Raw genomic sequence first — 20,967 nt, 5'->3', positions numbered from 1 at the left:
ACCGAGATCTACACACTCGCTGTCGTCGGCAGCGTCAGATGTGTTTAAGAGAGAGGGACGGCGCGGCAGGGCGGGGCGGTCGTCGGGGGAGGGCGGACTCAGCGGGGGGCGGGGGCCGGGCCGGAACTGGCCCGTACGGTCAGCCGCGGCGGCAGCAGGTCGAGCCGGTCCCCGCACTCGCCGCGCACCCTGGCCATCACCAGCTCCACCGCCCGGCGTCCCATCTCGTGGGCGGGGATGGCCACCGAGGTCAGGCGCACGGACGCCTGGACGGCCACCTGGTCGGGGCAGATGGCGACCACCGAGACGTCCTCGGGCACGGCGCGGCCCTGCTGGCGCAGCAGGCTCAGCAGCGGGTCGATGGCGGCCTCGTTCTGCACGATGAAGCCGGTGGTGCCGGGGCGCTCGTCGAGGATGCGCGAGAGCGTCCCGGCCATCGCCGCGTAGCTGCCCTCGCACGGCCGGTGCAGCAGCCGCACCCCCAGGTCGGCGGCGCGGGCGCGCAGCCCGTCGCGGGTGCGCTCGGCGAAGCCGGTGTGCCGCTCGTAGACGGCCGCCGCCTCGCCGACCACCGCGATGTCGCGGTGGCCCAGCTCGGCCAGGTGCTCCACGCACAGCGCGCCGGTGGCGGTGAAGTCCAGGTCGACGCAGGTGAGCCCGGTCGGGTCGGCGGGGATGCCGATCAGCACGGCGGGGCGCCCGGTGTCGCGCAGCAGCGGCAGACGGGCGTCGTCCAGCTCGACGTCCATCAGGATCATCGCGTCGGCCAGCCCGCTGCCCACCACCCGGCGTACCGCCGCCGGACCCTCCTCGCCGGTCAGCAGCAGCACGTCGTGGTCGTGGGCGCGGGCGGTGGTGGCGACGGCCAGGGCGATCTCCATCATCACCGGCACGTACATGTCGGTGCGCAGCGGCATCATCAGCGCGATGATGTTCGACCTGCTGCTGGCCAGCGCCCGCGCGCCGGCGTTGGGGTGGTAGCCCAGCTCGCGGATGCTCTGCTCGACCCGCTCCCGGGTGGCGGCGGAGATGGAACGCTTTCCGCTGAGGACGTAGCTCACGGTGCTGGCGGAGACTCCGGCGTGCCGGGCGACCTCGGCGAGGGTGACCATGGGCTCTCCAGGGCGGTGCGGGAAGCGGCTGAGGTGAAGCGCTTCGACAGCGAATCTGCGGACTGACCCTAAACCGGAGCTGACCGCCTGTCCAGATGCTCCGCGATGGGTTGTCGAAGCGCTTCAACAATAGGCCGCATCCGAGTGCACCCCGCGCCGTAAACGGTACGTACCATGCGCAACGGGTACACACGACCGAGCGATACCGGTTGATCGGCGGTCGGCAGTGGTCGGCAGCAGCCGGCAGTGCGAGGTGAGCCCGCGATGACAGTCTCCGAACGCGAAGCGCGACAGGTGGCCGAGGCGGCGAGGGAGCAGGACTGGCGCAAGCCGAGCTTCGCCAGGGAGCTGTTCCTCGGCCGCTTCCGCCTGGACCTGATCCACCCCCACCCCCTGCCCGCCGACGAGGACGCCCGGCGCGGCGAGGAGTTCCTCGCCCGGTTGCGGGAGTTCTGCGAGACGGAGATCGACGGCCTGCGCATCGACCGCGAGGGGCTGGTCCCCGACGAGGTGGTCAAGGGCCTCAGGGAGCTCGGCGCGCTCGGCATGAAGATCGATCCCGAGTACGGCGGCCTGGGCCTGAGCCAGCTCCACTACAACCGCGCCCTGGCCCTGGCCGGCTCGGCCAGCCCCGCCGTCGGCGCGCTGCTGTCGGCGCACCAGTCCATCGGCGTGCCCCAGCCGCTGAAGATGTTCGGCACCGAGGAGCAGAAGAGGGCGTTCCTGCCGCGCTGCGCCCGCACCGACATCTCGGCGTTCCTGCTCACCGAACCGGACGTCGGATCCGACCCGGCCCGCCTGGCCACCACCGCCGTGCCCGACGGCGACACCTACGTCCTGGACGGCGTGAAGCTGTGGACCACCAACGGCGTCGTCGCCGACCTGCTGGTCGTCATGGCGCGCGTGCCGGCCTCCGAGGGGCACCGGGGAGGCATCACCGCCTTCGTCGTCGAGGCCGGCTCCGAGGGCGTCACGGTGGAGAACCGCAACGCCTTCATGGGCCTGCGCGGCATCGAGAACGGCGTCACCCGCCTCCACCGCGTCCGCGTCCCGGCCGCCAACCGGATCGGCCCCGAGGGAGCCGGGCTGAGGATCGCGCTGACCACCCTCAACACCGGCCGCCTCTCCCTGCCCGCGATGTGCGCGGGAGCGGGCAAGTGGTGCCTGAGGATCGCCCGCGAGTGGTCCGCGGCCCGCGAGCAGTGGGGCAAGCCGATCGCCTACCACGAGGCCGTCGGAAGCAAGATCTCCTTCATCGCCGCGACCACCTTCGCCCTGGAGGCCGTCCTCGACCTCGCCTCCCAGATGGCCGACGACGACCGCAACGACATCCGCATCGAGGCCGCCCTGGCCAAGCTCTACGGCTCGGAGGCGGCGTACCGGATGGCCGACGAACTGGTCCAGATCCGCGGCGGGCGCGGCTTCGAGACCGCCGACTCCCTCGCCGCCCGCGGCGAGCGGGGCGTACCGGCCGAGCAGATGCTGCGCGACCTGCGCATCAACCGCATCTTCGAGGGCTCGACGGAGATCATGCACCTGCTCATCGCCCGCGAGGCGGTGGACGCGCACCTGACCGTCGCGGGCGATCTGGTCGATCCCGCGGCGACGGCGGCGGACAAGGGGAGGGCGGCGGTGCGCGCGGGCGGCTTCTACGCCCGCTGGCTGCCCAAACTGGTCGCCGGGCCCGGTCAGCTCCCCGGCTCCTACCGGGAGTTCCACCCGAGCGGCCACCCCGACCTGGCCACCCACCTGCGCTACGTCGAGCGCGCCTCCCGCCGCCTGGCCCGCGCCACCTTCTACGGCATGTCCCGCTGGCAGGCGAAGCTGGAGGCCAAGCAGGGCTTCCTGGGGCGGATCGTGGACATCGGCGCCGAGCTGTTCGCGATGAGCGCGGCCTGCGTGCGGGCGGAGATGCTGCGCACCCGCGGCGAGCACGGCCGCGCCGCCTACCAGCTCGCCGACGCCTTCTGCCGCCAGGCCCGCGTCCGCGCCGAGGAGCTGTTCGGCCGGCTGTGGACCAACACCGACGACGTCGACCGCGCGGTCGTGCGCGGCGTGCTGGGCGGCGCGTACACCTGGCTGGAGGAGGGCGTCGTCGACCCCTCCACCCCCGGCCCCTGGATCGCCCCGGCCGACCCGGGCCCCGCCACCCGCGCGGACGTCCACCGGCCCATCCCCTGACGGCTGACCACGGGGGCGCGGACACGGCGGTGAGCGGATCCCGGGGCGGGGCGCACGGCGGCCCGCGGCCCGGGCGAGTCGCCGCCCCCGGCCGCGGGGTCAGTCCGTCCCGTCGCCGAGGGAGTCCAGCAACTCGCCGAGCAGACGGGCGAGTTCGTCCCGCCGGGCCGCCGGGAGGGCGGCGAGCAGGCGGTGCTCGGTGGCGAGGTGGTCGGGCAGCACGCGGTCGATCAGGGCGCGCCCCTCTTCGGTGAGGGTGACGTGGACGACCCGGCCGTCCGTCTCGCTGGGCGAGCGCGCCACCAGGCCGCGCGCCTCCAGCCGGTCCAGCCGCTGGGTGACGGCCCCCGAGGTGACCATGGCCGACCGCATCAGCCCGGCGGGGGTCAGCCGGTACGGGGGACCGCTGCGGCGCAGGGTGGCCAGTACGTCGAACGACGCGGAGTCGAGCCCGTGCGCGGCGAAGGTGCGGCGCAGTTCGGCGTCGATCAGCCGGGCCAGCCGCTTCAGGCGCCCGATCACCGCCATCGGTGAGACGTCCAGGTCGGGGCGCTCCCTGTCCCACTGCTCCAGCACTCGGTCGACGTGATCGGTCACCGCCTCAGCCTACTCAGGCGGCGGCGGGGGCCGGGTGCGTCCGTCGACAGGTCTCTTAGCGATAAGATACTTTTGCTTAGTGCTAAGTAATCGAGTCGGAGTCCTGTCGGCGACCGCGCTGGCCCCCGCCGTCTGGGGCAGCACCTATCTCGTCACCACCGAGCTGCTGCCGCCCGGCCGCCCGCTGCTGGCCGCGGTCGTACGCGCCCTGCCCGCCGGGCTCGTCCTCGTCGCGCTCACCCGCCGCCTGCCGAAGGGGGAGTGGTGGTGGCGCGCGGCGGTGCTCGGCGCGCTCAACATCGGAGTGTTCTTCGCGCTACTGTTCGTCGCCGCCTACCGGCTGCCCGGCGGGGTCGCGGCCACGGTCGGCGCGGTGCAGCCGCTGCTGGTCGCGGGACTGGCCGCGGGGCTGCTCGGCGAGCGCCTGGCCCCGCGCACCGCGGTCGCCGGGGCCGCGGGCGTGGCCGGGGTCGGTCTGCTCGTCCTGCGGGCCGACGCACGGCTGGACACGGTCGGCGTCGCCGCCGCGCTCGGCGGCGCGGTCGTCATGGCCGCCGGCGTCGTCCTCAGCAAGCGGTGGACCGCGCCCGCGCCCCTGCTCGCCGTCACCGGCTGGCAGCTCGTCGCGGGCGGACTGCTGCTGCTCCCCGTCGCCCTGGCCGTCGAGGGGCCGCCGCCCGCCGGCCTGACCGCCGGCAACCTGCTCGGCTACGGCTACCTGTCGATCGTCGGCGCGGCCCTCGCCTACGCCCTGTGGTTCCGGGGGATACGCGCCCTGCCGCCCACCGCCGTCGCCTTCCTCGGCCTGCTCAGCCCGCTGGTCGCCACCGCGCTCGGCTGGTTCCTGCTCGGCCAGCACCTCACCCCGGCGCAGGCGGCGGGCGCGCTCGTCGTCCTCGCCGCCCTCGCCGCGGCCCAGGCTCGGCCTCGCCGGCTCCGCCGCCCCCGCCGCGCCCCCGCCCTGGACGCCGCCCCGGCGGCGCCCGGGATCCCGGAGCCGCGCGGGAGCTGAGGGTCCCGGGGAACCCCGCGCGCGTCGCCGTGCCCGGTACGGCCGGTCAGTCCGGCGGCGCGGCCAGCCCGGCGGCGCGGGCCAGGACGCGGGCGGTCAGCCGCCCGGCCTCCAGGGCCCGCGGCGTACGCGCCGGCAGGGAGCGCTCGCGCCCGGGGTCGTACTCGGTCATCACCACGCCCGCGTGGTCGGCGCCGGTCTCGGTGTAGGCCACCGGCCAGTCCCACCGGCGCAGGGCGGCCGCGAACTCCCTCGAACGGCGGGCGGGGACCACGGGATCGGCGGTGCCGTGCACGAGGTGGACGGGCACCGGGGACACGGCCCTCCTGGCCAGTTCCTCCTCCGGAGCCCGGATCCCCGCCTCCGGCCTGCCCGAGTCGTACCGGCCCGCCACGCCGACGACGCCCATCGGCCGCCAGCCGTCCACCAGATCGGGACGCAGCATGACGTCCACCGCGATGCGCGCGCCCAGCGACCATCCGGCCAGCAGGACGCGGCCGGCGCCGCCGCCGGGCCCGCCCGCCCGCTCCCGGGCGAACCGCACCGACTCCAGCAGATCGCGCAGGCCGCCGTCGGGGGCGTCGGGGTGCCAGCCGGGCACCACGACCGTCAGGCCCAGCGAGGCGGCCTCCCGGGCGAGGGGCGCGAGCGCGTCCCGCTTGTCCGGACCCCTGCCGTGCCACAGCAGGACGGTCGGGGAGGGCGCGGAGGCGCCGGCCGGCCGGTGGACGTCGAGCAGTCCGCCGCCGGTGCCGTAGGGGACGCCGCGCTCGGACGGAACGGGCCGCTCAGACACGGTCGAACGGCTCCGCGTAGGCGAAGGCGCCGCGCAGCGCGGGATCGCCGGGGTCGTACGCGGAGAGCGTGCGGACCTGGAAGTGGTCGCCCCAGGCGGGATCCGGCGCGGTGATGCCGTACCCGGCGGCGGCGCGGAAGCCGAAGCGGCGGTAGTACGCCGGGTCGCCCAGCAGTGCCACCAGCGGTTCGCCGAGGGCGTCGGCCGCGCCCAGCGCGGTGTGCACCAGCGCCGAGCCGGTGCCGCGCCCCTGGCGGCCGGGGGCCACGCTGATCGGGCCGAGCCCCAGCGAGGGCGTGTCCCCGATGCGCCCCCGGGTGCACACCACGTGCCCGGCGACCTCGCCGTCCGGCCCCTCCGCCACCAGCGACAGCGCGGGCAGCCATCCGTCGCAGCCGCGCAGTTCGTCCAGCAGCGTCACCTCGGCCGGGACGGGCGTCCGCGACCTGGCGGCGAAGGCGGCGCCGGTCACGGCGCGTACGGCGGTGACGTCGGCGGGTGTCTCGCGTCGGATCAGCACCGGGGCAGTCTGCCGCGCCGCCGGGGACGACGGCAACGGGATTCCCCTGCGCCGGCCGGTCCTCCGCCGCGCACCCGGGAAGAGGGGCGACGGCCCTTCCCCCGGGGCGACTTGACGTCGACTATTCTCTCAGGGAATAGTCGTGGCCATGTCGACCGCGGCCCATGTACTGCTCGCCCTGCTGGCCACCGGGCCGCAGCACGGCTACGACCTGAAGAAGGCGCACGACCAGCGCTTCCCCAAGGCCAAGCCGATCGCCTTCGGCCAGGTCTACGGCACGCTCGGCAGGCTGGAGCGCGACGGACTGGTGGAGAAGCGCGGGCAGAGCCGCGAAGGGGGCCCGGACCGCACCGAGTTCGCCCTCACCGACGCCGGGCGCGAGAGGCTGCGCACCTGGCTGGAGGAGATCGAGACCCCGGCCCCGTACGTCAGCAGCACGCTGCTCGCCAAGGTCGTCGTCGCCCTGCTCGTCACCGGCGTCGACCGGGCCCGCGGCTACCTCGTCGAGCAGCGCCGGGCGCACACCGCGCGGCTGCGGGAGCTGACCGCCGTCAAGACCGACCCCGAGTCCTCGCTCGGCGACGTGATCGCCGCGGACTTCGCCATCGCCCACCTCGACGCCGATCTGCGCTGGCTGCACACCACGCTGGAGCGCGTCGCCGACCTGCACCGGGAGGTGCACTCATGACGCTCCTGCAAGCACGCGGGGTCGTGAAGTCCTACGGGCCCACACCCGCGCTCCGCGGCGTCACCGTGGAGCTGGCCGAGGGCGAGATCCTCGCCGTCACCGGACCCAGCGGCTGCGGCAAGTCCACGCTGCTGCACTGCCTGGCCGGAATCCTGCGCCCCGACGCGGGCGAGGTGCTGTACGGGGGTCGGCGCCTCGACACCCGCTCGGAGGCAGACCGCTCCCGGCTGCGGCGCACCGACTTCGGCGTGCTGTTCCAGTTCGGGCAGCTCGTCGCCGAGCTGTCGGCGGCGGAGAACGTCGCCCTGCCGCTGCTGCTGGCCGGCCGGGGGCGGCGCGAGGCCCGTACCGCCGCCCTGAGCTGGCTGGAGCGGCTGGGCGTGGCGGACGTGGCCGACGTCCGGCCCGGGGAGATGTCCGGCGGCCAGCAGCAGCGGTGCGCCGCCGCGCGGGCGCTGGTCACCGAGCCCAGGGTGCTCTTCGCCGACGAGCCCACCGGCGCGCTGGACGCGCTGGCCGGGGAGCGGCTGCTCGGGCAGCTCACCCGGGTCGCCCACGAACAGCGCACCAGCGTCGTGCTCGTCACCCACGAGGCGTCGGTGGCCGCCTACGCCGACCGCGAGATCACCCTGCGGGACGGCGCGGTGGACCCGACCGGCCTCGGCGTCGGTGTCGGCGCCGGTACCGGTATCGGCGCCGGTGTCGACAAGTCGATCGGTGGTCGCCCGTGAGGCCCCGGCTGCTGCTCGGACTGGCCCTCGCCGGGACGCGCACCGACACCCTGCGGGTGGTGCTCACCGCGTTCAGCGCCCTCCTCGCCTCCCTGGCGGTGTTCGCCGCGCTGACCGTGCTGGCCGTCCCCGACCCCGGACCGCCGCCGGACGCGAGCGCCCCGATGTCCGACCGGTACACCAACGCGCTGCTCAGGGAGCCGGGGCTGCACATCGGCGTGGTGGCCGCCCTGCTGCTGCTCACCATCCCGGTGCTGGCCCTGGCCGGGCAGTGCGCACGGCTCGGCGCGCCCGCCCGGGACCGGCGGCTCGCCGCGATCCGGCTGGCCGGCGGCACCCCGCGCCAGACCGTCGCCGTCGCCGCCGCCGAGACCGGGGTGGCGAGCCTGGCGGGCACCTGCGCCGGACTCGTGGTCCACCTGGCCGGACGCGAGGTGCTGCACCGGCCGGACGCGGAGGGCAGGCTGCCGCTGCCGACCGACGTCCTGCCCTCCGTTCCCGCGCTCGCCGCCGCCGTGCTCGGCCTGCCGCTGCTGGCGGCGTTCGCCGCCGCGGTGATGCTGCGCCGGGTGGTGGTGACCCCGCTCGGGGTGGTCCGGCGGGCCCGGGCGAAGCGGGCGCCGAGGCCGTGGCCCGCCGCCCTGATCGTGCTCGGCGTGGGCGCCTTCTTCGCCTTCGAGGGGCTCGTGCGGTGGTACGACGAGACCCGGGACGCCTCGTCCTCCCTCCCCCTGGCGGTCCTCCTGCTCTTCGGCGGCGGGCTCGCGGCCGCCCTCGGCGTGGTGCTCGGCACCGGCTGGATCTCCCACGCCACCGGCCGGGTGCTGCACCGGCTCGCCCGCCGTCCGGCCCCGCTGCTGGCCGCCCGCCGGCTGCTCGCCGACCCCTGGCACGGCAGCCGCACCCTCGCCGCGCTGCTGGTGGCCGTGGTCTTCGGCGCGGGAGCGCTGGCCGTGCGCGCCTACTTCACCGCCATGGGCGAGGCGAGGCGGGAGGTGGGGCGCCGCCACGCGGAGGCGGCCGGACCGGCGGGCGGCCACGGGTACGCCCCCGACCCCTTCTACCTCGACACCATGGACCTGGTGGACGCCGCGGTCGTCGTGGCGTCGGTGATCGCGGCCGCCGGCCTGCTGGTCACCGTCGCCGAGGCCGTCGTCGCCCGGCGCCGCACCCACGCCGCCCTGGCCGCCGCCGGCGTGCCCCGCTCCGTGATGGGACGGGCGCTGCTGTGGCAGACGCTCGCGCCCCTGGTCCCGGCCGTGGCGCTGGCGATGACCGTGGGCACCCTGATGGGCCGGGGCTACTTCGGCCCGGAGGCGGTGGAGTACGGGGGATCGGCCGCGGTCTGCGCGACGGCCTCCCGGGACTGCTTCGGACCCGGCGCCTCCGGGGAGGACGTCCGCCACGTCGAGCTCCCCGACGTCGTGCGCGCCGTCCCCGTGCCCCTGGACGACCTCGCGCTCCACGGACTGGGCGTACTGGCCCTCGTCCTCGCCGCCACCGGCCTCGGCCTGCTGTTCCTGCGCGCGGGCACGTCGGCCGAGGAACTGCGCACCGGGTGACACCGGGCGGCGCGGCACGACGCGGTGTCCGAGCCGTCTCGCGGACCGGACACAATGGGGGGATGACCGAGAGCCCCGCTCCCCTCGCCGACCCGCACCTGCGCCACCCGGCCGACGCCCCCGCCGAGGGCGGCCCGCGCGACATCGTGATCCTGGGATCCACCGGATCGATCGGCACCCAGGCCGTCGACGTGGTGCTGAGCAACCCCGACCGCTTCCGGGTGACCGCCCTGTCCGCCGCCGGCGGCCGGGTGGGGCTGCTGGCCGAGCAGGCCCACCGGCTGGGGGTGCGCACCGTCGCGGTGTCCGACGGGAACAGGGCGGGGGAGCTGCGCGAGGCGCTGCGGGCGCGGTACGGGGCCGGGGAGCCGCTGCCGGAGGTGCTGGCCGGACCGGACGCGGCCACCGAGCTGGCCGCGTCCGGGTGCCACACCGTCCTCAACGGCATCACCGGCTCCATCGGGCTGCGCCCCACCCTGGCCGCCCTGGAGGCGGGCCGCACCCTGGCCCTGGCCAACAAGGAGTCGCTGATCGTCGGCGGCCCGCTGGTGAAGGCGCTGGCCCGGCCCGGCCAGATCGTCCCCGTCGACTCCGAGCACTCGGCGCTGTTCCAGGCGCTGATGGGCGGCACCCGGGCCGAGGTCCGCAAGCTGCTGGTGACCGCCTCCGGCGGCCCCTTCCGCGGGCGGACCCGCCAGGAGCTGGAGGACGTCACGCCCGGCGACGCCCTGGCCCACCCCACCTGGGCGATGGGCCCGGTCATCACGATCAACTCCGCCACCCTGGTCAACAAGGGCCTGGAGGTCATCGAGGCGCACCTGCTCTACGACATCCCCTTCGACCGCATCGAGGTCGTCGTCCACCCGCAGTCCTACATCCACTCGATGGTGGAGTTCACCGACGGCTCCACCCTCGCCCAGTGCGGCCCGCCCGACATGCGGCTGCCCATCGCGCTCGGCCTGGGCTGGCCGCACCGGGTCCCCGACGCCGGCCCCGTCTTCGACTGGTCCACGGCGATGAGCTGGGAGTTCTTCCCGCTGGACGAGAAGGCCTTCCCGTCCGTGGCGCTGGCCCGCCACGTCGGCGCGCTCGGCGGCACCGCCCCGGCGGTGTTCAACGCCGCCAACGAGGAGTGCGTCGAGGCGTTCCTCTCCGGCGGGCTGCCCTTCAACGGCATAGTGGATACGGTCGCCGCGGTGGTCGAGGAGCACGGCGTCCCCCGGGGAACCGGCCTGACCCTGGAGGAGGTCCTCGACGCCGAGACCTGGGCGCGCGCCCGCGCCCGTGAACTGGCGGCACGCGCCGCACGCACCGCCCCCACGACGGACCCGACCGGCACGACCGAGACAGCGGAGGCACGCGCATGACGACGGTGATGACCATTCTCGGCATAGTCGTCTTCGTCTTCGGCCTGCTGTTCTCCATCGCCTGGCACGAGCTGGGCCACCTGTCGACGGCCAAGATGTTCGGCGTCCGCGTGCCGCAGTACATGGTCGGTTTCGGCCCCACCCTGTGGTCGAGGAAGAAGGGCGAGACCGAGTACGGCATCAAGGCGATCCCGCTCGGCGGCTACATCCGCATGATCGGCATGTTCCCGCCCGGCGAGGACGGCGCCGTCCGGAAGCGCTCCACCTCCCCCTTCCGGGGCATGATCGAGGACGCCCGCGCCGCGGCCTTCGAGGAGCTCCAGCCGGGCGACGAGAAGCGGCTGTTCTACACGCGCAAGCCCTGGAAGCGCGTGATCGTCATGTTCGCCGGGCCGTTCATGAACCTGATCCTGGCCGTGGTGGTCTTCCTCGCCACGCTGATGACCTTCGGCATCAGCACCCAGACCACCACCGTCGCCACCGTCTCCGACTGCGTGATCAGGGTGTCGGCGAAGACCGACACCTGCCCCGCGGGCGCGCCGGACTCCCCGGCCAAGGCGGCCGGCCTCAAGCCCGGCGACACCATCGTCGCCTTCGACGGGGCGGAGGTCACCGGGTGGAGCGACCTCCAGCGGCGCATCCGCGACACCATCGGCCCGGCCGCCATCACCGTCGAGCGCGACGGCGAGCGCAGGGTCCTCCAGGCGGACCTGGTGAGGAACGAGGTCGCCAAGTCCGACGGGCGCGGCGGCTACGTCGAGGGCGAGTACGTCACCACCGGCTTCCTCGGCTTCTCCCCGGCCACCGGCGTCGTCGAGCAGTCCTTCCCGCAGGCCGTCGACCGGATGGGCGACATGATGGCCAGCGGCGTCGAGGCCCTGATAAGGCTCCCGGAGAAGATCCCCGGCCTGTGGAACGCCGCCTTCGCCGGAGCCGAGCGCGAGCAGGACTCCCCGATGGGCGTGGTCGGCGCGGCCCGGGTCGGCGGCGAGGTCTTCGCCCTGGAGATCCCGGCCGAGCAGCGGGTGGCGGTGATGCTCTTCCTGGTGGCGGGCTTCAACCTGTCGCTGTTCCTGTTCAACATGCTGCCGCTGCTGCCGCTGGACGGCGGCCACATCGCGGGCGCCCTGTGGGAGTCGCTGCGCCGGGGCTTCGCCAAGGTGCTGCGCCGCCCCGACCCGGGCCCGTTCGACGTGGCCAAGCTGATGCCGGTGGCGTACGTGGTGGCGGGCGTCTTCGTCTGCTTCACGCTGCTGGTGCTCATCGCGGACGTGGTCAACCCCGTGCGCCTGACCGGCTGACGCCCCCGGCGCGGGGCCCCGGGCGCGCGCCGGGGTCCCGCGCCGCGCACGGCGGACCACGGTGTGCCCCGGGCCCCGGGCGTACCGTAATCTCGGAGGCCGGAGCCCGCCGCCGAACGGGGCACTGAACCACAGCTTGGGGTTGCACACCACAATGACAGCCATTTCGCTCGGAATGCCGTCCGTACCGACCAAACTGGCCGACAGACGGGCCAGCCGGAAGATCCAGGTCGGCTCGGTGGCCGTCGGAGGCGACGCCCCGGTCTCCGTGCAGTCGATGACCACCACCGTCACCGCCGACATCGGCGCCACGCTCCAGCAGATCGCCGAGCTGACCGCGGCCGGCTGCGAGATCGTCCGCGTGGCCTGCCCCTCCCAGGACGACGCCGAAGCGCTGCCGGTGATCGCCAGGAAGTCCCAGATCCCGGTGATCGCCGACATCCACTTCCAGCCCAAGTACGTCTTCGCGGCCATCGACGCCGGCTGCGCGGCCGTGCGCGTCAACCCGGGCAACATCCGGCAGTTCGACGACAAGGTCAAGGAGATCGCCAAGGCCGCCTCGGACGCCGGCGTCCCCATCCGCATCGGCGTCAACGCCGGCTCCCTGGACAAGCGACTGCTGGCCAAGTACGGCAAGGCCACCCCCGAGGCGCTGGTGGAGTCCGCGCTGTGGGAGTGCTCGCTGTTCGAGGAGCACGGCTTCCGCGACATCAAGATCTCGGTCAAGCACAACGACCCGGTGGTGATGATCAACGCCTACCGGCAGCTGGCCGCGCAGTGCGACTACCCCCTCCACCTGGGGGTGACCGAGGCCGGTCCCGCCTTCCAGGGCACCATCAAGTCGGCGGTCGCCTTCGGCGCCCTGCTGAGCGAGGGCATCGGCGACACCATCCGCGTCTCGCTCTCCGCGCCGCCGGTGGAGGAGATCAAGGTCGGCATCCAGATCCTGGAGTCCCTCGGCCTGCGGCAGCGCCGGCTGGAGATCGTCTCCTGCCCCTCCTGCGGCCGGGCCCAGGTGGACGTCTACAAGCTCGCCGACGAGGTCACCGCGGGTCTCGAGGGCATGGAGGTGCCGCTGCGCGTGGCGGTCATGGGCTGCGTCGTCAACGGCCCCGGCGAGGCCCGCGAGGCCGACCTCGGCGTCGCCTCCGGCAACGGCAAGGGCCAGATCTTCGTCAAGGGCGAGGTCATCAAGACCGTCCCCGAGTCGAAGATCGTCGAGACCCTCATCGACGAGGCGATGAAGATCGCCGAGCAGATGGAGAAGGACGGTGTGCTCTCCGGCCCGCCGGAGGTCTCCGTCAGCTGACCGACCGGTCGGCGCACGTCCGCCGCGGCCTGGGGGTAAAGTCGGGAAATCGCTCCCCACCCCACGGCCGCACGGTGAGGCATCCCACGTGTTGACGACCACCACCACCCGTGTCGTCGAGCCCCACGAGCTCGACGACGCCCTCACGGTGCTCGACCGCGAACCGGTCAACAACGCCTTCGTCGCCGCCCGCGTCCGGGTCTCCGGCCTGGACCCGTGGCGGCTCGGCGGCGAGATGTGGGGCTGGTACCACCGCGGGCGCCTGGAGTCCCTGTGCTACTCCGGCGCCAACCTCGTCCCCGTCTGCGCGGGCCCGGAGGCGGTGCGCGCCTTCGCCGAGCGGGCGCGCCGCCAGGGGAGGCGCTGCTCGTCCGTCGTCGGCCCGGCCGAGCCCACCGCCGCCCTGTGGTCCCACCTGGAGCCGCACTGGGGACCGGCCCGCGAGGTCCGCCGCCACCAGCCGCTGATGGTCACCGACCGCATGCCCGCGGGGATACGGCCCGACCCGTACGTGCGGCGCGTCCGCAAGGACGAGATGGACGTGCTGATGCCCGCCTGCGTGGCGATGTTCACCGAGGAGGTCGGCGTCTCGCCGCTGGCCGGGGACGGCGGGCTGGTCTACCAGGCCCGGGTCGCGGAACTGGTCGGCGGTGGGCGGTCGTTCGCCCGCATCGAGGACGGCAGGGTGGTCTTCAAGGCCGAGATCGGCGCCGTCACCCCGCAGGCGTGCCAGATCCAGGGCGTCTGGGTCGCGCCCGAGCGCCGGGGCGAGGGCCTGTCCGTCACCGGCATGGCCGCGGTGCTGCGCTACGCGCTGGACGAGGTCTCCCCGGTCGTCAGCCTGTACGTCAACGACTACAACACCGCGGCCCGCGCCACCTACCGGCGGGTGGGCTTCCGCGAGGTCGGGGCGTTCATGAGCGTGCTGTTCTGAACCCCCGCCGTTTGGAACCCCCGCCGTTCCGAACCGCCGTCCCCGCCCGCGGCGCCCGAACCGCCCGGCGCCCGTGCGGGTGTTCGCCGAATCCCCGGTGCTCTCCAGTAGGGTCGACGACCATGGAAGACGTCGTGGTCGGTCCCCTGGACCTGGCAGCCCGGGTGGACGAGGCACTCGCCGTGCAGGCCGTCGCCTTCGGGCTGACCGACGACGAGGTGGGGGTGCGGCGCCACATCGTGCTGCGGCACGCCGGCGCCCCCGGCGTCCGGGCGCTGGGCGCCACCACGCCGCGGGGGCGGCTGGTCGGCTTCGTCTACGGCATGCCCAACGACCGCACCCAGTGGTGGTCCACGGTCGTCGAGCCGTACCTGCGGCGGGCCGGGAACGCCGGCTGGCTCGACGACGCCTTCGCCATCACCGAGCTGCACGTCCACCCGGCGTACCAGAAGCACGGCATCGGCCGGAAGCTGATCACCGCGATCACCGACGCCGCCGCCGAGCCGCGCTCGATCCTCTCCGCGATCGACACCGAGAGCCCGGCCCGCGCCCTCTACCGCTCGCTCGGCTACCGCGATCTGGCCCGCCACGTGCTGTTCCCGAGCGCCCCGAGCCCGTACGTGGTGATGGGTGCGCCGCTGCCGCTGCGGCGCCGGTAGTCTCGCTGCCAGGCGCGCAACCGTCCGCGCCGCCCCTCGCACCCCGTTCCGCAGGAGAGACCCATGGCAGCCCGTGTCCAGCGCATGTCCCGTCTGATGCTGAAGACGCTGCGCGAGGACCCGGCCGACGCCGAGACCCTCAGCCACCGGCTCCTGGTCCGCGCCGGTTACGTCCGCCGCACCGCCGCCGGCATCTGGACCTGGCTGCCGCTGGGCAAGCAGGTCCTGGAGAACGTCACCCGGATCGTGCGCGAGGAGATGGACGCCATCGGCGCCCAGGAGGTCCTGCTCCCGGCCCTGCTGCCCAAGGAGCCCTACGAGGCGTCGGGCCGCTGGGAGGAGTACGGCGACCTGCTGTTCCGGCTGAAGGACCGCAAGGGCGCCGACTACCTGCTCGGCCCCACCCACGAGGAGATCTTCACCCAGGTCGTCAAGGACCAGTGCACGTCCTACAAGGACCTGCCGGTGATGCTCTACCAGATCCAGACCAAGTACCGGGACGAGGCACGGCCGCGCTCGGGCGTCCTGCGGGGGCGGGAGTTCCTGATGAAGGACTCCTACTCCTTCGACACCACCGACGAGGAACTGGCCGAGTCCTACCGGCTGCACCGCCAGGCGTACCTGCGGATCTTCGCCCGGCTCGGCCTGGACCACCGGATCGTCTCCGCGGTCTCGGGCGCGATGGGCGGCTCGGCCTCCGAGGAGTTCCTCGCCCCGGCCGCCGCGGGCGAGGACACCTTCGCCGACTGCCCCTCCTGCGGCTACGCCGCCAACACCGAGGCCGTCACCCATCCGCTCAGGCCCGCCGACCCCATGGGCCACCCGCCGGTCGAGGAGCTGGACACCCCCGGCACCCCCACCATCGAGACCCTCGCCGAGTACCTGGGCGTACCCGCCTCCGCCACCCTGAAGAACCTGCTGGTCAAGGTGGACGGGGAGATCTGGGCCGTCGGCGTGCCCGGCGACCGCGAGGTGGACCTCGGCAAGCTCGCCGAGCACCTGGCGCCCGCCACCGTGGAACTGGTCACCGCCGAGGACTTCACCGGCCGCCCCGCCCTGGTGCGCGGCTACGTCGGCCCGCAGGGACTGGCGGGCATGGCCTTCCGCTACGTCGCCGACCCGCGCGTGGCCCCCGGCACCTCCTGGATCACCGGCGCCAACAAGCCCGACACCCACGCCCGCAACGTGGTGTGCGGCCGGGACTTCGAGGTCGACGAGTACCTGGACGTGGTCACCGTCGAGCCGGGCGACCCGTGCCCGGTCTGCGGCGCCGGGCTGAAGCTGGACCGGGCCATCGAGATCGGCCACATCTTCCAGCTCGGCCGCAAGTACGCCGACGCCTTCGGGCTGGACGTGCTCGGCCGCGACGGCAAGCCCGTCCGCGTCACCATGGGCTCCTACGGCATCGGCGTCTCGCGCGCGGTGGCCGCGCTCGCCGAGCAGACGGCCGACGCCCAGGGCCTGTGCTGGCCGCGCGAGGTCGCCCCGGCCGACGTCCACGTCGTCGCCGCCGGAAAGGGCGCCCAGACCGAGCTGGCCCTGGAGCTGTCGGAGCGGCTGGCCGCCGCCGGGGCGCGCGTCCTGGTGGACGACCGCACGGGCGTCTCGCCCGGTGTGAAGTTCACCGACGCGGAGCTGATCGGCGTGCCCGCGATCCTGGTGGTGGGCCGGGGCGCGGCCAAGGGGCTGGTGGAGCTGAGGGACCGGCGCACCGGCGAGCGCGAGGAGCTCCCGGTGGACGAGGCGGTCGCGCGGCTGACCCGCCCGGCCTGAGGCCGGCGCGCGGGCCCCGGCCCCTCCGGGGGCCGGGGCCCGCGTCCGCTCACAGCCAGCCCGCGAACTCCAGCAGCGCCTCGCCGTCGGCGCGGTCCCCGGCGGCGATGTGGCGGACGCCCGACTCCACCGCCCGGTACAGGCTCCAGCCGCGCAGCCGGTCGCGGTCCACCCCCAGGGAGTCCGCCAGCTTGGCCACCCGGCGCCGGGCGATCGCGGGGGCGCCGGAGCCGGCGGCCAGGTCGTGCAGCCGGTCGCGGACCAGCCGGGCCAGGTCGTACGCCCGCTCGCCCACCAGCGGATCCGGGCCCACCACCAGCCAGTGCGCCCGTCCGGGGCCCGCCGACAGCACCGTGCCCTGCCGGAAGTCGCCGTGCAGCAGCACCCGCTCGGGCGCGTCGGAGAGCAGCTCGGAGCGGAGCGCCAGGGCCTCGTCGGCCAGCGGCCGGGCCTCCCGCGGCACCCGTGCGCGGATCCCCTCCGCCGCCCGGCCGGTGTGCTCCTCCACGCTGGTGAAGGGGTGCTCCCCGTCCGGGGCGCCGGGGGGCAGCGGAGGCACCCACAGCCGGTGCAGCGCCGAGACCGCCTCCAGGTTGGCCTTCGCCTCCGGCAGCGAGCGCAGCGACACCTCCGCGTGCAGCCGCTCCAGCAGCAGCGCGCCGTCCTCGGGCGCGGCGTCCAGCAGCCGCACCGCGCCGTGCCCGTCCCAGCGGGCCAGGGCCGCCGCCTCGTCCGCCGCGCCGGCGGCGCGCAGCTTCAGCGCGGCCGGGATGCCGTCGGCCCGGCGCACCAGGACGACCAGGCTGCCGCGTCCGCCGGGGGAGACCACCCGCTCGGCCGTCAGCTCCCAGCGTGCCAGCGAGGCCTCCACCAGGCCGGGGAGCTCCGCCAGCCAGGGGGAGCCGGCGCCCAGGGAGCGCACCAGCCGCTGCGGGGGTTCGACGTGCGGAGCCGATGTCATGCCCGGGCGTCCCTTTCGTCGTCAGCGTTCCGCGGGGGAGTCCTCAGAGGGACTCCGGGCTCGCCGGCGCGGCGCGCTCGGCGAGCCCAGGGAAGGGTACGCCCGTGCCGCGCCAGCGCGCCGCACGGACCGCCGCCTCCCGCAGCGCGGCCGCCGCCTCCCGCCGCAGCCCGCCCCCGCCGGCCCGGACCAGATCGGCGTAGACGGCGGCCACCCGCTCCTCCAGTTCCGCGGCGAGCCGCACCGCCGCGGCGCCGTCCGGCACCGCGAAGGGCAGGGAGTAGGCCGCGGCGGCGGGCTCGGGGGTGCCGCCCATCCGCCGCACCGCGCGGCGCAGGGCGTCACGGCGCGCGCGGTGGGCGTCGTAGGCCTCCCGGGCCTGCGCGCGCCGGTCCTCGGCGATCCGCCCGCCCACGACGCCGTAGCCGTAGACGGCCGCGTGCTCGGCGGCGAGCGCGGCCCGCAGGGCGGTCAGCGCGGGATCGCCGGGATCGCCGGGATCGGTCCGCCCGCCGGGCGCCGAGCCCGCGGCGGGGGCGGCGGGGGAGGCCGCGGTGGGGTTCGTCGCTCGGTTCATCACTCGCCGTTCGTGAGCAGGTACGCGTGCACGGCCCCCGCCGCCGCGACGGACGCGAGCAGCCGGGCGAGTTCGGGCGGGGCGCCGTCGAGGGCGCGGGTGAGACCGTCGGCGGCGGCGCGTTCGGCGTCCGCGAGGGCCGCCAGCGCGCGCCGGGGGTCCCGGGGGACGTCCGCCCCGGCGCCCCGCGGGGCCCGCGCGCCCGACGGGGCGGGGCTCGCCGGGACGGGGCTCGCCGGGGCCTGCGGGCTCCCGGAGCCGCCGCGGGCCGCCGTACCGCCGAACGCCTTCACGTGCCGCGCCACGTCCGCCCGCAGCGGCGCCAGCCGCCCGGCCAGACCGGGGTGCGCGGCGAGGGTGCGGTCGTAGCGGGCCAGCAGGGCGGCGCTGCCGCGCGCGGCGCGGCCCCGCAGCCGCTCGTCCAGGGAGGCGAGTCCGCGCTCGGCGGCCTTCCGCTCCCCCCCGGAGCACCCGGTCAGCAGCAGCGCGGCGGCGCCCGTCGCACCGGTGGCCAGCAGGCTCCGCCGGCGGGGACGCGAGTCGATCGGCACGGGCGCTCCCTGGGGAGGTGGTTCGGTGGCGCTGGGGACGGGCGGTGATCACCGCCGGTGTGAGCGTACCCGTGTTCGTACGGTCCCCCCCGGCGGGTCACCTCCACGCCCGGCGCGTACCCCGCGCGGGGGACGGCCGCCCGGCGCAGCGCCCCCGATCGTCTGGTCGGCGCGGCCCGCGGCAGACGATAGGCTTGACCCCCGTACCCCCAGGACTGGACGTTTCCCACAACAGCACACGCGGCCGAGGAGTCACCCGGATGAGCACCACCCAGAGCGAGAGGCTGCGAGGACTGCTGGAGCCGCTCGTCACCGCGCAGGGCCTCGATCTCGAGGAGATCACCGTGACCCCGGCCGGGAAGAGGCGCGTGCTGCGGGTCGTGGTGGACTCCGACGAGGGCGTGCGGCTCGACACCTGCGCCGAGCTGAGCCGCGACGCGTCCCAGGTGCTGGACGAGGCCGACGTGATGGGCGGCGCCCCGTACGTCCTGGAGGTCACCTCCCCCGGAACCGACCGCCCGCTGACCGAGCCGCGGCACTACCGCCGCGCCGTCGGCAGGCTGGTCAGGGCGCAGCTGACCGAGGAGGCGGGCGGCGGCGAGCTGGTCGCCCGCGTCGCCGGGGCGGACGGGGACGGGCTGGACGTGGAGGTGCCCGGCGTCAAGGGGCGCAAGGCCACCGCCCGCCGGCTCGCCTACACCGAGATCGCCAGGGCCCGGGTGGAGATCGAGTTCAACCGCAAGGCCGCCGAGAAGGCCGACAAGGCACGTCAGGCTGCGGCCTCTGACGAAGAGAGCCAGGAGGAGGCGTAGCCGTGGACATCGACATGAGTGCCCTGCGGGGTCTGGTGAGGGAGAAGGAGATCTCCTTCGACCTGCTGGTCGAGGCGATCGAGGCGGCGCTCCTCATTGCCTACCACCGCACCGAGGGAAGCCGCCGCCAGGCCCGCGTGGAGCTGGACCGCTCCACCGGCCACGTGACGGTGTGGGCCAAGGAGGACCCGGCCGACCTGCCCGAGGGGGCCGAGCCGCGCGAGTTCGACGACACCCCCTCCGGCTTCGGCCGGATCGCTGCGACCACCGCCAAGCAGGTCATCCTGCAGCGGCTGCGGGACGCGGAGGAGGAGGTCACCTTCGGCGAGTACGCCGGACGCGAGGGCGACATCGTCGCGGGAGTCGTCCAGCAGGGGAAGGACCCGCGCAGCGTCCTCGTCGACATCGGGAAGCTCGAGGCGATCCTGCCCCCGCAGGAGCAGGTGCCCGGCGAGGACTACTCGCACGGGACCCGGCTGCGCACCTACGTGGTGCGGGTCGCCAAGGGCGTCCGCGGGCCGTCGGTCACGCTCTCGCGCACCCACCCCAACCTGGTGAAGAAGCTCTTCGCCCTGGAGGTGCCCGAGATCGCGGACGGTTCGGTGGAGATCGCGGCCATCGCGCGCGAGGCCGGCCACCGCACCAAGATCGCGGTGCGGTCCACCCGCTCGGGCCTGAACGCCAAGGGCGCGTGCATCGGCCCGATGGGCGGCCGGGTGCGCAACGTGATGGCCGAGCTGCACGGTGAGAAGATCGACATCGTGGACTGGTCGGACGACCCGGCCGAGATGGTGGCCAACGCCCTCTCACCCGCCCGGGTGAGCCGGGTGGACGTCGTGGACGCCGCCGCCCGGTCGGCCAGGGTCACCGTGCCCGACTACCAGCTGTCGCTGGCGATCGGCAAGGAAGGACAGAACGCCCGGCTCGCCGCCCGGCTCACCGGCTGGCGGATCGACATCCGCCCGGACACCGAGCAGACCGGGGAGCACAGCGGGCAGCGCCGGGAGAGCGGCGCGGAGAGGGGCTGAGGCGCCCGTCACCGTCCGTACCCCGTCGCAGACCCCACCAACGGCGCAATCGGCGCGGGGAGGTAGACTGAGGAGTGTCTGACCGGACGCGCACCCGCGCATGCCCAGAACGCACCTGCGTGGGGTGCCGGGAGCGGTCGGGCAAGGGCGATCTGCTGCGTGTGGTGTTGGCCGGGAACCGGTGCGTTCCCGATCATCGCGGTACGCTGCCCGGCCGGGGAGCCTATGTGCACCCCGCACCGACCTGTGTCGACCTGGCGGTCCGCCGCCGGGCGTTCCAGCGGGCCTTCCGGGCCGGTGGACCGCTCGATACCGCGGAACTGCTGCAGGCAGTACCGCGGGCAACACCGTAAGACGCAAGCACGCACGACAGCCCGTACGGCACCCCGCCGTGCGGGAGAGGTACCTCGCGAGTTGGAAGTAGGTCGAGATTGCGATGAGCACTCGATGAGTACGCGATGAGTACGCCCATGCAGTAGCGAAGGTCCGGCGGACG

Annotated in this window: 21 protein-coding genes; 14 read left to right on the top strand and 7 right to left on the bottom strand. The window is 74.9% G+C overall.

The genetic code is table 11. The features are described 5' to 3' along the window. Positions 1-98: 98 nt before the first annotated feature. On the bottom strand, positions 99-1,112 hold the full coding sequence (locus QC029_RS20120; protein ID WP_279557100.1) for a LacI family DNA-binding transcriptional regulator: 1,014 nt from the start codon (positions 1,110-1,112) through the stop codon (positions 99-101). 264 nt (positions 1,113-1,376) lie between these two features. Here QC029_RS20120 and QC029_RS20115 point away from each other — a divergent pair, with 264 nt between their 5' ends. Continuing rightward, positions 1,377-3,293: an acyl-CoA dehydrogenase family protein gene (locus tag QC029_RS20115; RefSeq protein WP_279557099.1), complete on the top strand. Its 1,917-nt coding sequence runs from the start codon at positions 1,377-1,379 to the stop codon at positions 3,291-3,293. Positions 3,294-3,392: 99 nt separating this feature from the next. On the opposite strand, the gene QC029_RS20110 is transcribed toward QC029_RS20115, so the two are convergent. After that, the gene (locus QC029_RS20110; protein ID WP_279557098.1) at positions 3,393-3,890 is read right to left on the bottom strand and encodes a MarR family winged helix-turn-helix transcriptional regulator; all 498 of its coding nucleotides are present in this window, start codon (positions 3,888-3,890) and stop codon (positions 3,393-3,395) included. Between the two features lie 79 nt (positions 3,891-3,969). Between QC029_RS20110 and QC029_RS20105 the strand changes: the two genes are divergently transcribed. Further along, a complete protein-coding gene (locus QC029_RS20105) occupies positions 3,970-4,902 on the top strand; it encodes an EamA family transporter (protein ID WP_279557097.1) in 933 nt (310 codons plus the stop codon). Between the two features lie 46 nt (positions 4,903-4,948). Here QC029_RS20105 and QC029_RS20100 read toward each other — a convergent pair whose 3' ends face one another. Both QC029_RS20100 and QC029_RS20095 read right to left on the bottom strand, forming a co-directional pair. Then, positions 4,949-5,698: an alpha/beta hydrolase gene (locus QC029_RS20100; RefSeq protein WP_279557096.1), complete on the bottom strand. Its 750-nt coding sequence runs from the start codon at positions 5,696-5,698 to the stop codon at positions 4,949-4,951. Beyond that, a complete protein-coding gene (locus QC029_RS20095; RefSeq protein WP_279557095.1) occupies positions 5,691-6,218 on the bottom strand; it encodes a GNAT family N-acetyltransferase in 528 nt (175 codons plus the stop codon). The genes QC029_RS20100 and QC029_RS20095 overlap by 8 nt, the downstream gene beginning before the upstream one ends. Before the next feature lie 148 nt (positions 6,219-6,366). On the opposite strand from QC029_RS20095, the gene QC029_RS20090 reads away from it, so the two are divergent. From QC029_RS20090 to QC029_RS20050, 9 genes are all read left to right on the top strand, one after another. Next, entirely contained in the window at positions 6,367-6,906 is a 540-nt protein-coding gene (locus QC029_RS20090; RefSeq protein ID WP_279557104.1) for a PadR family transcriptional regulator, read from the top strand. Beyond that, on the top strand, positions 6,903-7,637 hold the full coding sequence (locus QC029_RS20085; protein ID WP_279557094.1) for an ABC transporter ATP-binding protein: 735 nt from the start codon (positions 6,903-6,905) through the stop codon (positions 7,635-7,637). Before QC029_RS20090 ends, QC029_RS20085 begins: the two co-directional genes overlap by 4 nt. Further along, positions 7,634-9,199 (top strand): ABC transporter permease, encoded by a 1,566-nt coding sequence (locus QC029_RS20080; RefSeq protein WP_279557093.1) that lies wholly within the window; start codon positions 7,634-7,636, stop codon positions 9,197-9,199. Before QC029_RS20085 ends, QC029_RS20080 begins: the two co-directional genes overlap by 4 nt. A gap of 62 nt (positions 9,200-9,261) precedes the next feature. Next, positions 9,262-10,566, top strand: a complete 1,305-nt coding sequence (gene dxr / locus QC029_RS20075; protein ID WP_279557092.1) for a 1-deoxy-D-xylulose-5-phosphate reductoisomerase — start codon at positions 9,262-9,264, stop codon at positions 10,564-10,566. Beyond that, complete coding sequence (locus tag QC029_RS20070; RefSeq protein ID WP_279557091.1) at positions 10,563-11,867, top strand: RIP metalloprotease; 1,305 nt, start codon at positions 10,563-10,565, stop codon at positions 11,865-11,867. Before dxr ends, QC029_RS20070 begins: the two co-directional genes overlap by 4 nt. Before the next feature lie 154 nt (positions 11,868-12,021). Continuing rightward, positions 12,022-13,176, top strand: a complete 1,155-nt coding sequence (gene ispG, locus QC029_RS20065) for a flavodoxin-dependent (E)-4-hydroxy-3-methylbut-2-enyl-diphosphate synthase (RefSeq protein WP_279557090.1) — start codon at positions 12,022-12,024, stop codon at positions 13,174-13,176. Between the two features lie 88 nt (positions 13,177-13,264). Continuing rightward, positions 13,265-14,110, top strand: coding sequence for a GNAT family N-acetyltransferase (locus tag QC029_RS20060; protein WP_279557089.1), 846 nt, complete (start codon positions 13,265-13,267; stop codon positions 14,108-14,110). 122 nt (positions 14,111-14,232) lie between these two features. Continuing rightward, positions 14,233-14,769, top strand: coding sequence for a GNAT family N-acetyltransferase (locus QC029_RS20055; protein ID WP_279557088.1), 537 nt, complete (start codon positions 14,233-14,235; stop codon positions 14,767-14,769). Positions 14,770-14,832: 63 nt separating this feature from the next. Then, the gene (locus QC029_RS20050) at positions 14,833-16,542 is read left to right on the top strand and encodes a proline--tRNA ligase (protein WP_279557087.1); all 1,710 of its coding nucleotides are present in this window, start codon (positions 14,833-14,835) and stop codon (positions 16,540-16,542) included. Positions 16,543-16,591: 49 nt separating this feature from the next. On the opposite strand, the gene QC029_RS20045 is transcribed toward QC029_RS20050, so the two are convergent. The 3 genes from QC029_RS20045 to QC029_RS20035 are packed head-to-tail and all read right to left on the bottom strand — an operon-like array spanning position 16,592 to position 18,631. Then, a complete protein-coding gene (locus QC029_RS20045; protein WP_279557086.1) occupies positions 16,592-17,503 on the bottom strand; it encodes an aminoglycoside phosphotransferase family protein in 912 nt (303 codons plus the stop codon). 43 nt (positions 17,504-17,546) lie between these two features. Beyond that, positions 17,547-18,080, bottom strand: a complete 534-nt coding sequence (locus tag QC029_RS20040) for a ferritin-like domain-containing protein (RefSeq protein ID WP_279557085.1) — start codon at positions 18,078-18,080, stop codon at positions 17,547-17,549. After that, a complete protein-coding gene (locus QC029_RS20035) occupies positions 18,080-18,631 on the bottom strand; it encodes a hypothetical protein (protein ID WP_279557084.1) in 552 nt (183 codons plus the stop codon). Before QC029_RS20035 ends, QC029_RS20040 begins: the two co-directional genes overlap by 1 nt. 260 nt (positions 18,632-18,891) lie before the next feature. Between QC029_RS20035 and rimP the strand changes: the two genes are divergently transcribed. The 3 genes from rimP (at position 18,892) to QC029_RS20020 (ending at position 20,824) form a co-directional block, all read left to right on the top strand. Continuing rightward, complete coding sequence (rimP, locus tag QC029_RS20030) at positions 18,892-19,443, top strand: ribosome maturation factor RimP (RefSeq protein ID WP_279557083.1); 552 nt, start codon at positions 18,892-18,894, stop codon at positions 19,441-19,443. Positions 19,444-19,445: 2 nt separating this feature from the next. Further along, a complete protein-coding gene (nusA, locus tag QC029_RS20025; RefSeq protein WP_279557082.1) occupies positions 19,446-20,471 on the top strand; it encodes a transcription termination factor NusA in 1,026 nt (341 codons plus the stop codon). Positions 20,472-20,545: 74 nt separating this feature from the next. Then, on the top strand, positions 20,546-20,824 hold the full coding sequence (locus QC029_RS20020) for a YlxR family protein (RefSeq protein WP_279557081.1): 279 nt from the start codon (positions 20,546-20,548) through the stop codon (positions 20,822-20,824). Positions 20,825-20,967 lie beyond the last annotated feature (143 nt).

The organism is Streptomyces sp. DH37 (assembly GCF_029813835.1).
Taxonomy (GTDB): Bacteria; Actinomycetota; Actinomycetes; order Streptomycetales; family Streptomycetaceae; genus Streptomyces.
The sequence above is the reverse complement of the archived record's forward strand: the minus strand, read 5'-3'. Positions and strand labels throughout refer to the sequence as shown.

Coding starts and splice junctions, on each gene's coding strand:
- QC029_RS20120 (WP_279557100.1), bottom strand. CDS start 1,112: ATGGTCACCCTCGCCGAGGTCGCCCGGCACGCCGGAGTCTCCGCCAGC.
- QC029_RS20115 (WP_279557099.1), top strand. CDS start 1,377: ATGACAGTCTCCGAACGCGAAGCGCGACAGGTGGCCGAGGCGGCGAGG.
- QC029_RS20090 (WP_279557104.1), top strand. CDS start 6,367: ATGTCGACCGCGGCCCATGTACTGCTCGCCCTGCTGGCCACCGGGCCG.
- QC029_RS20085 (WP_279557094.1), top strand. CDS start 6,903: ATGACGCTCCTGCAAGCACGCGGGGTCGTGAAGTCCTACGGGCCCACA.
- dxr (WP_279557092.1), top strand. CDS start 9,262: ATGACCGAGAGCCCCGCTCCCCTCGCCGACCCGCACCTGCGCCACCCG.
- QC029_RS20070 (WP_279557091.1), top strand. CDS start 10,563: ATGACGACGGTGATGACCATTCTCGGCATAGTCGTCTTCGTCTTCGGC.
- ispG (WP_279557090.1), top strand. CDS start 12,022: ATGACAGCCATTTCGCTCGGAATGCCGTCCGTACCGACCAAACTGGCC.
- QC029_RS20055 (WP_279557088.1), top strand. CDS start 14,233: ATGGAAGACGTCGTGGTCGGTCCCCTGGACCTGGCAGCCCGGGTGGAC.
- QC029_RS20050 (WP_279557087.1), top strand. CDS start 14,833: ATGGCAGCCCGTGTCCAGCGCATGTCCCGTCTGATGCTGAAGACGCTG.
- QC029_RS20045 (WP_279557086.1), bottom strand. CDS start 17,503: ATGACATCGGCTCCGCACGTCGAACCCCCGCAGCGGCTGGTGCGCTCC.
- QC029_RS20040 (WP_279557085.1), bottom strand. CDS start 18,080: ATGAACCGAGCGACGAACCCCACCGCGGCCTCCCCCGCCGCCCCCGCC.
- rimP (WP_279557083.1), top strand. CDS start 18,892: ATGAGCACCACCCAGAGCGAGAGGCTGCGAGGACTGCTGGAGCCGCTC.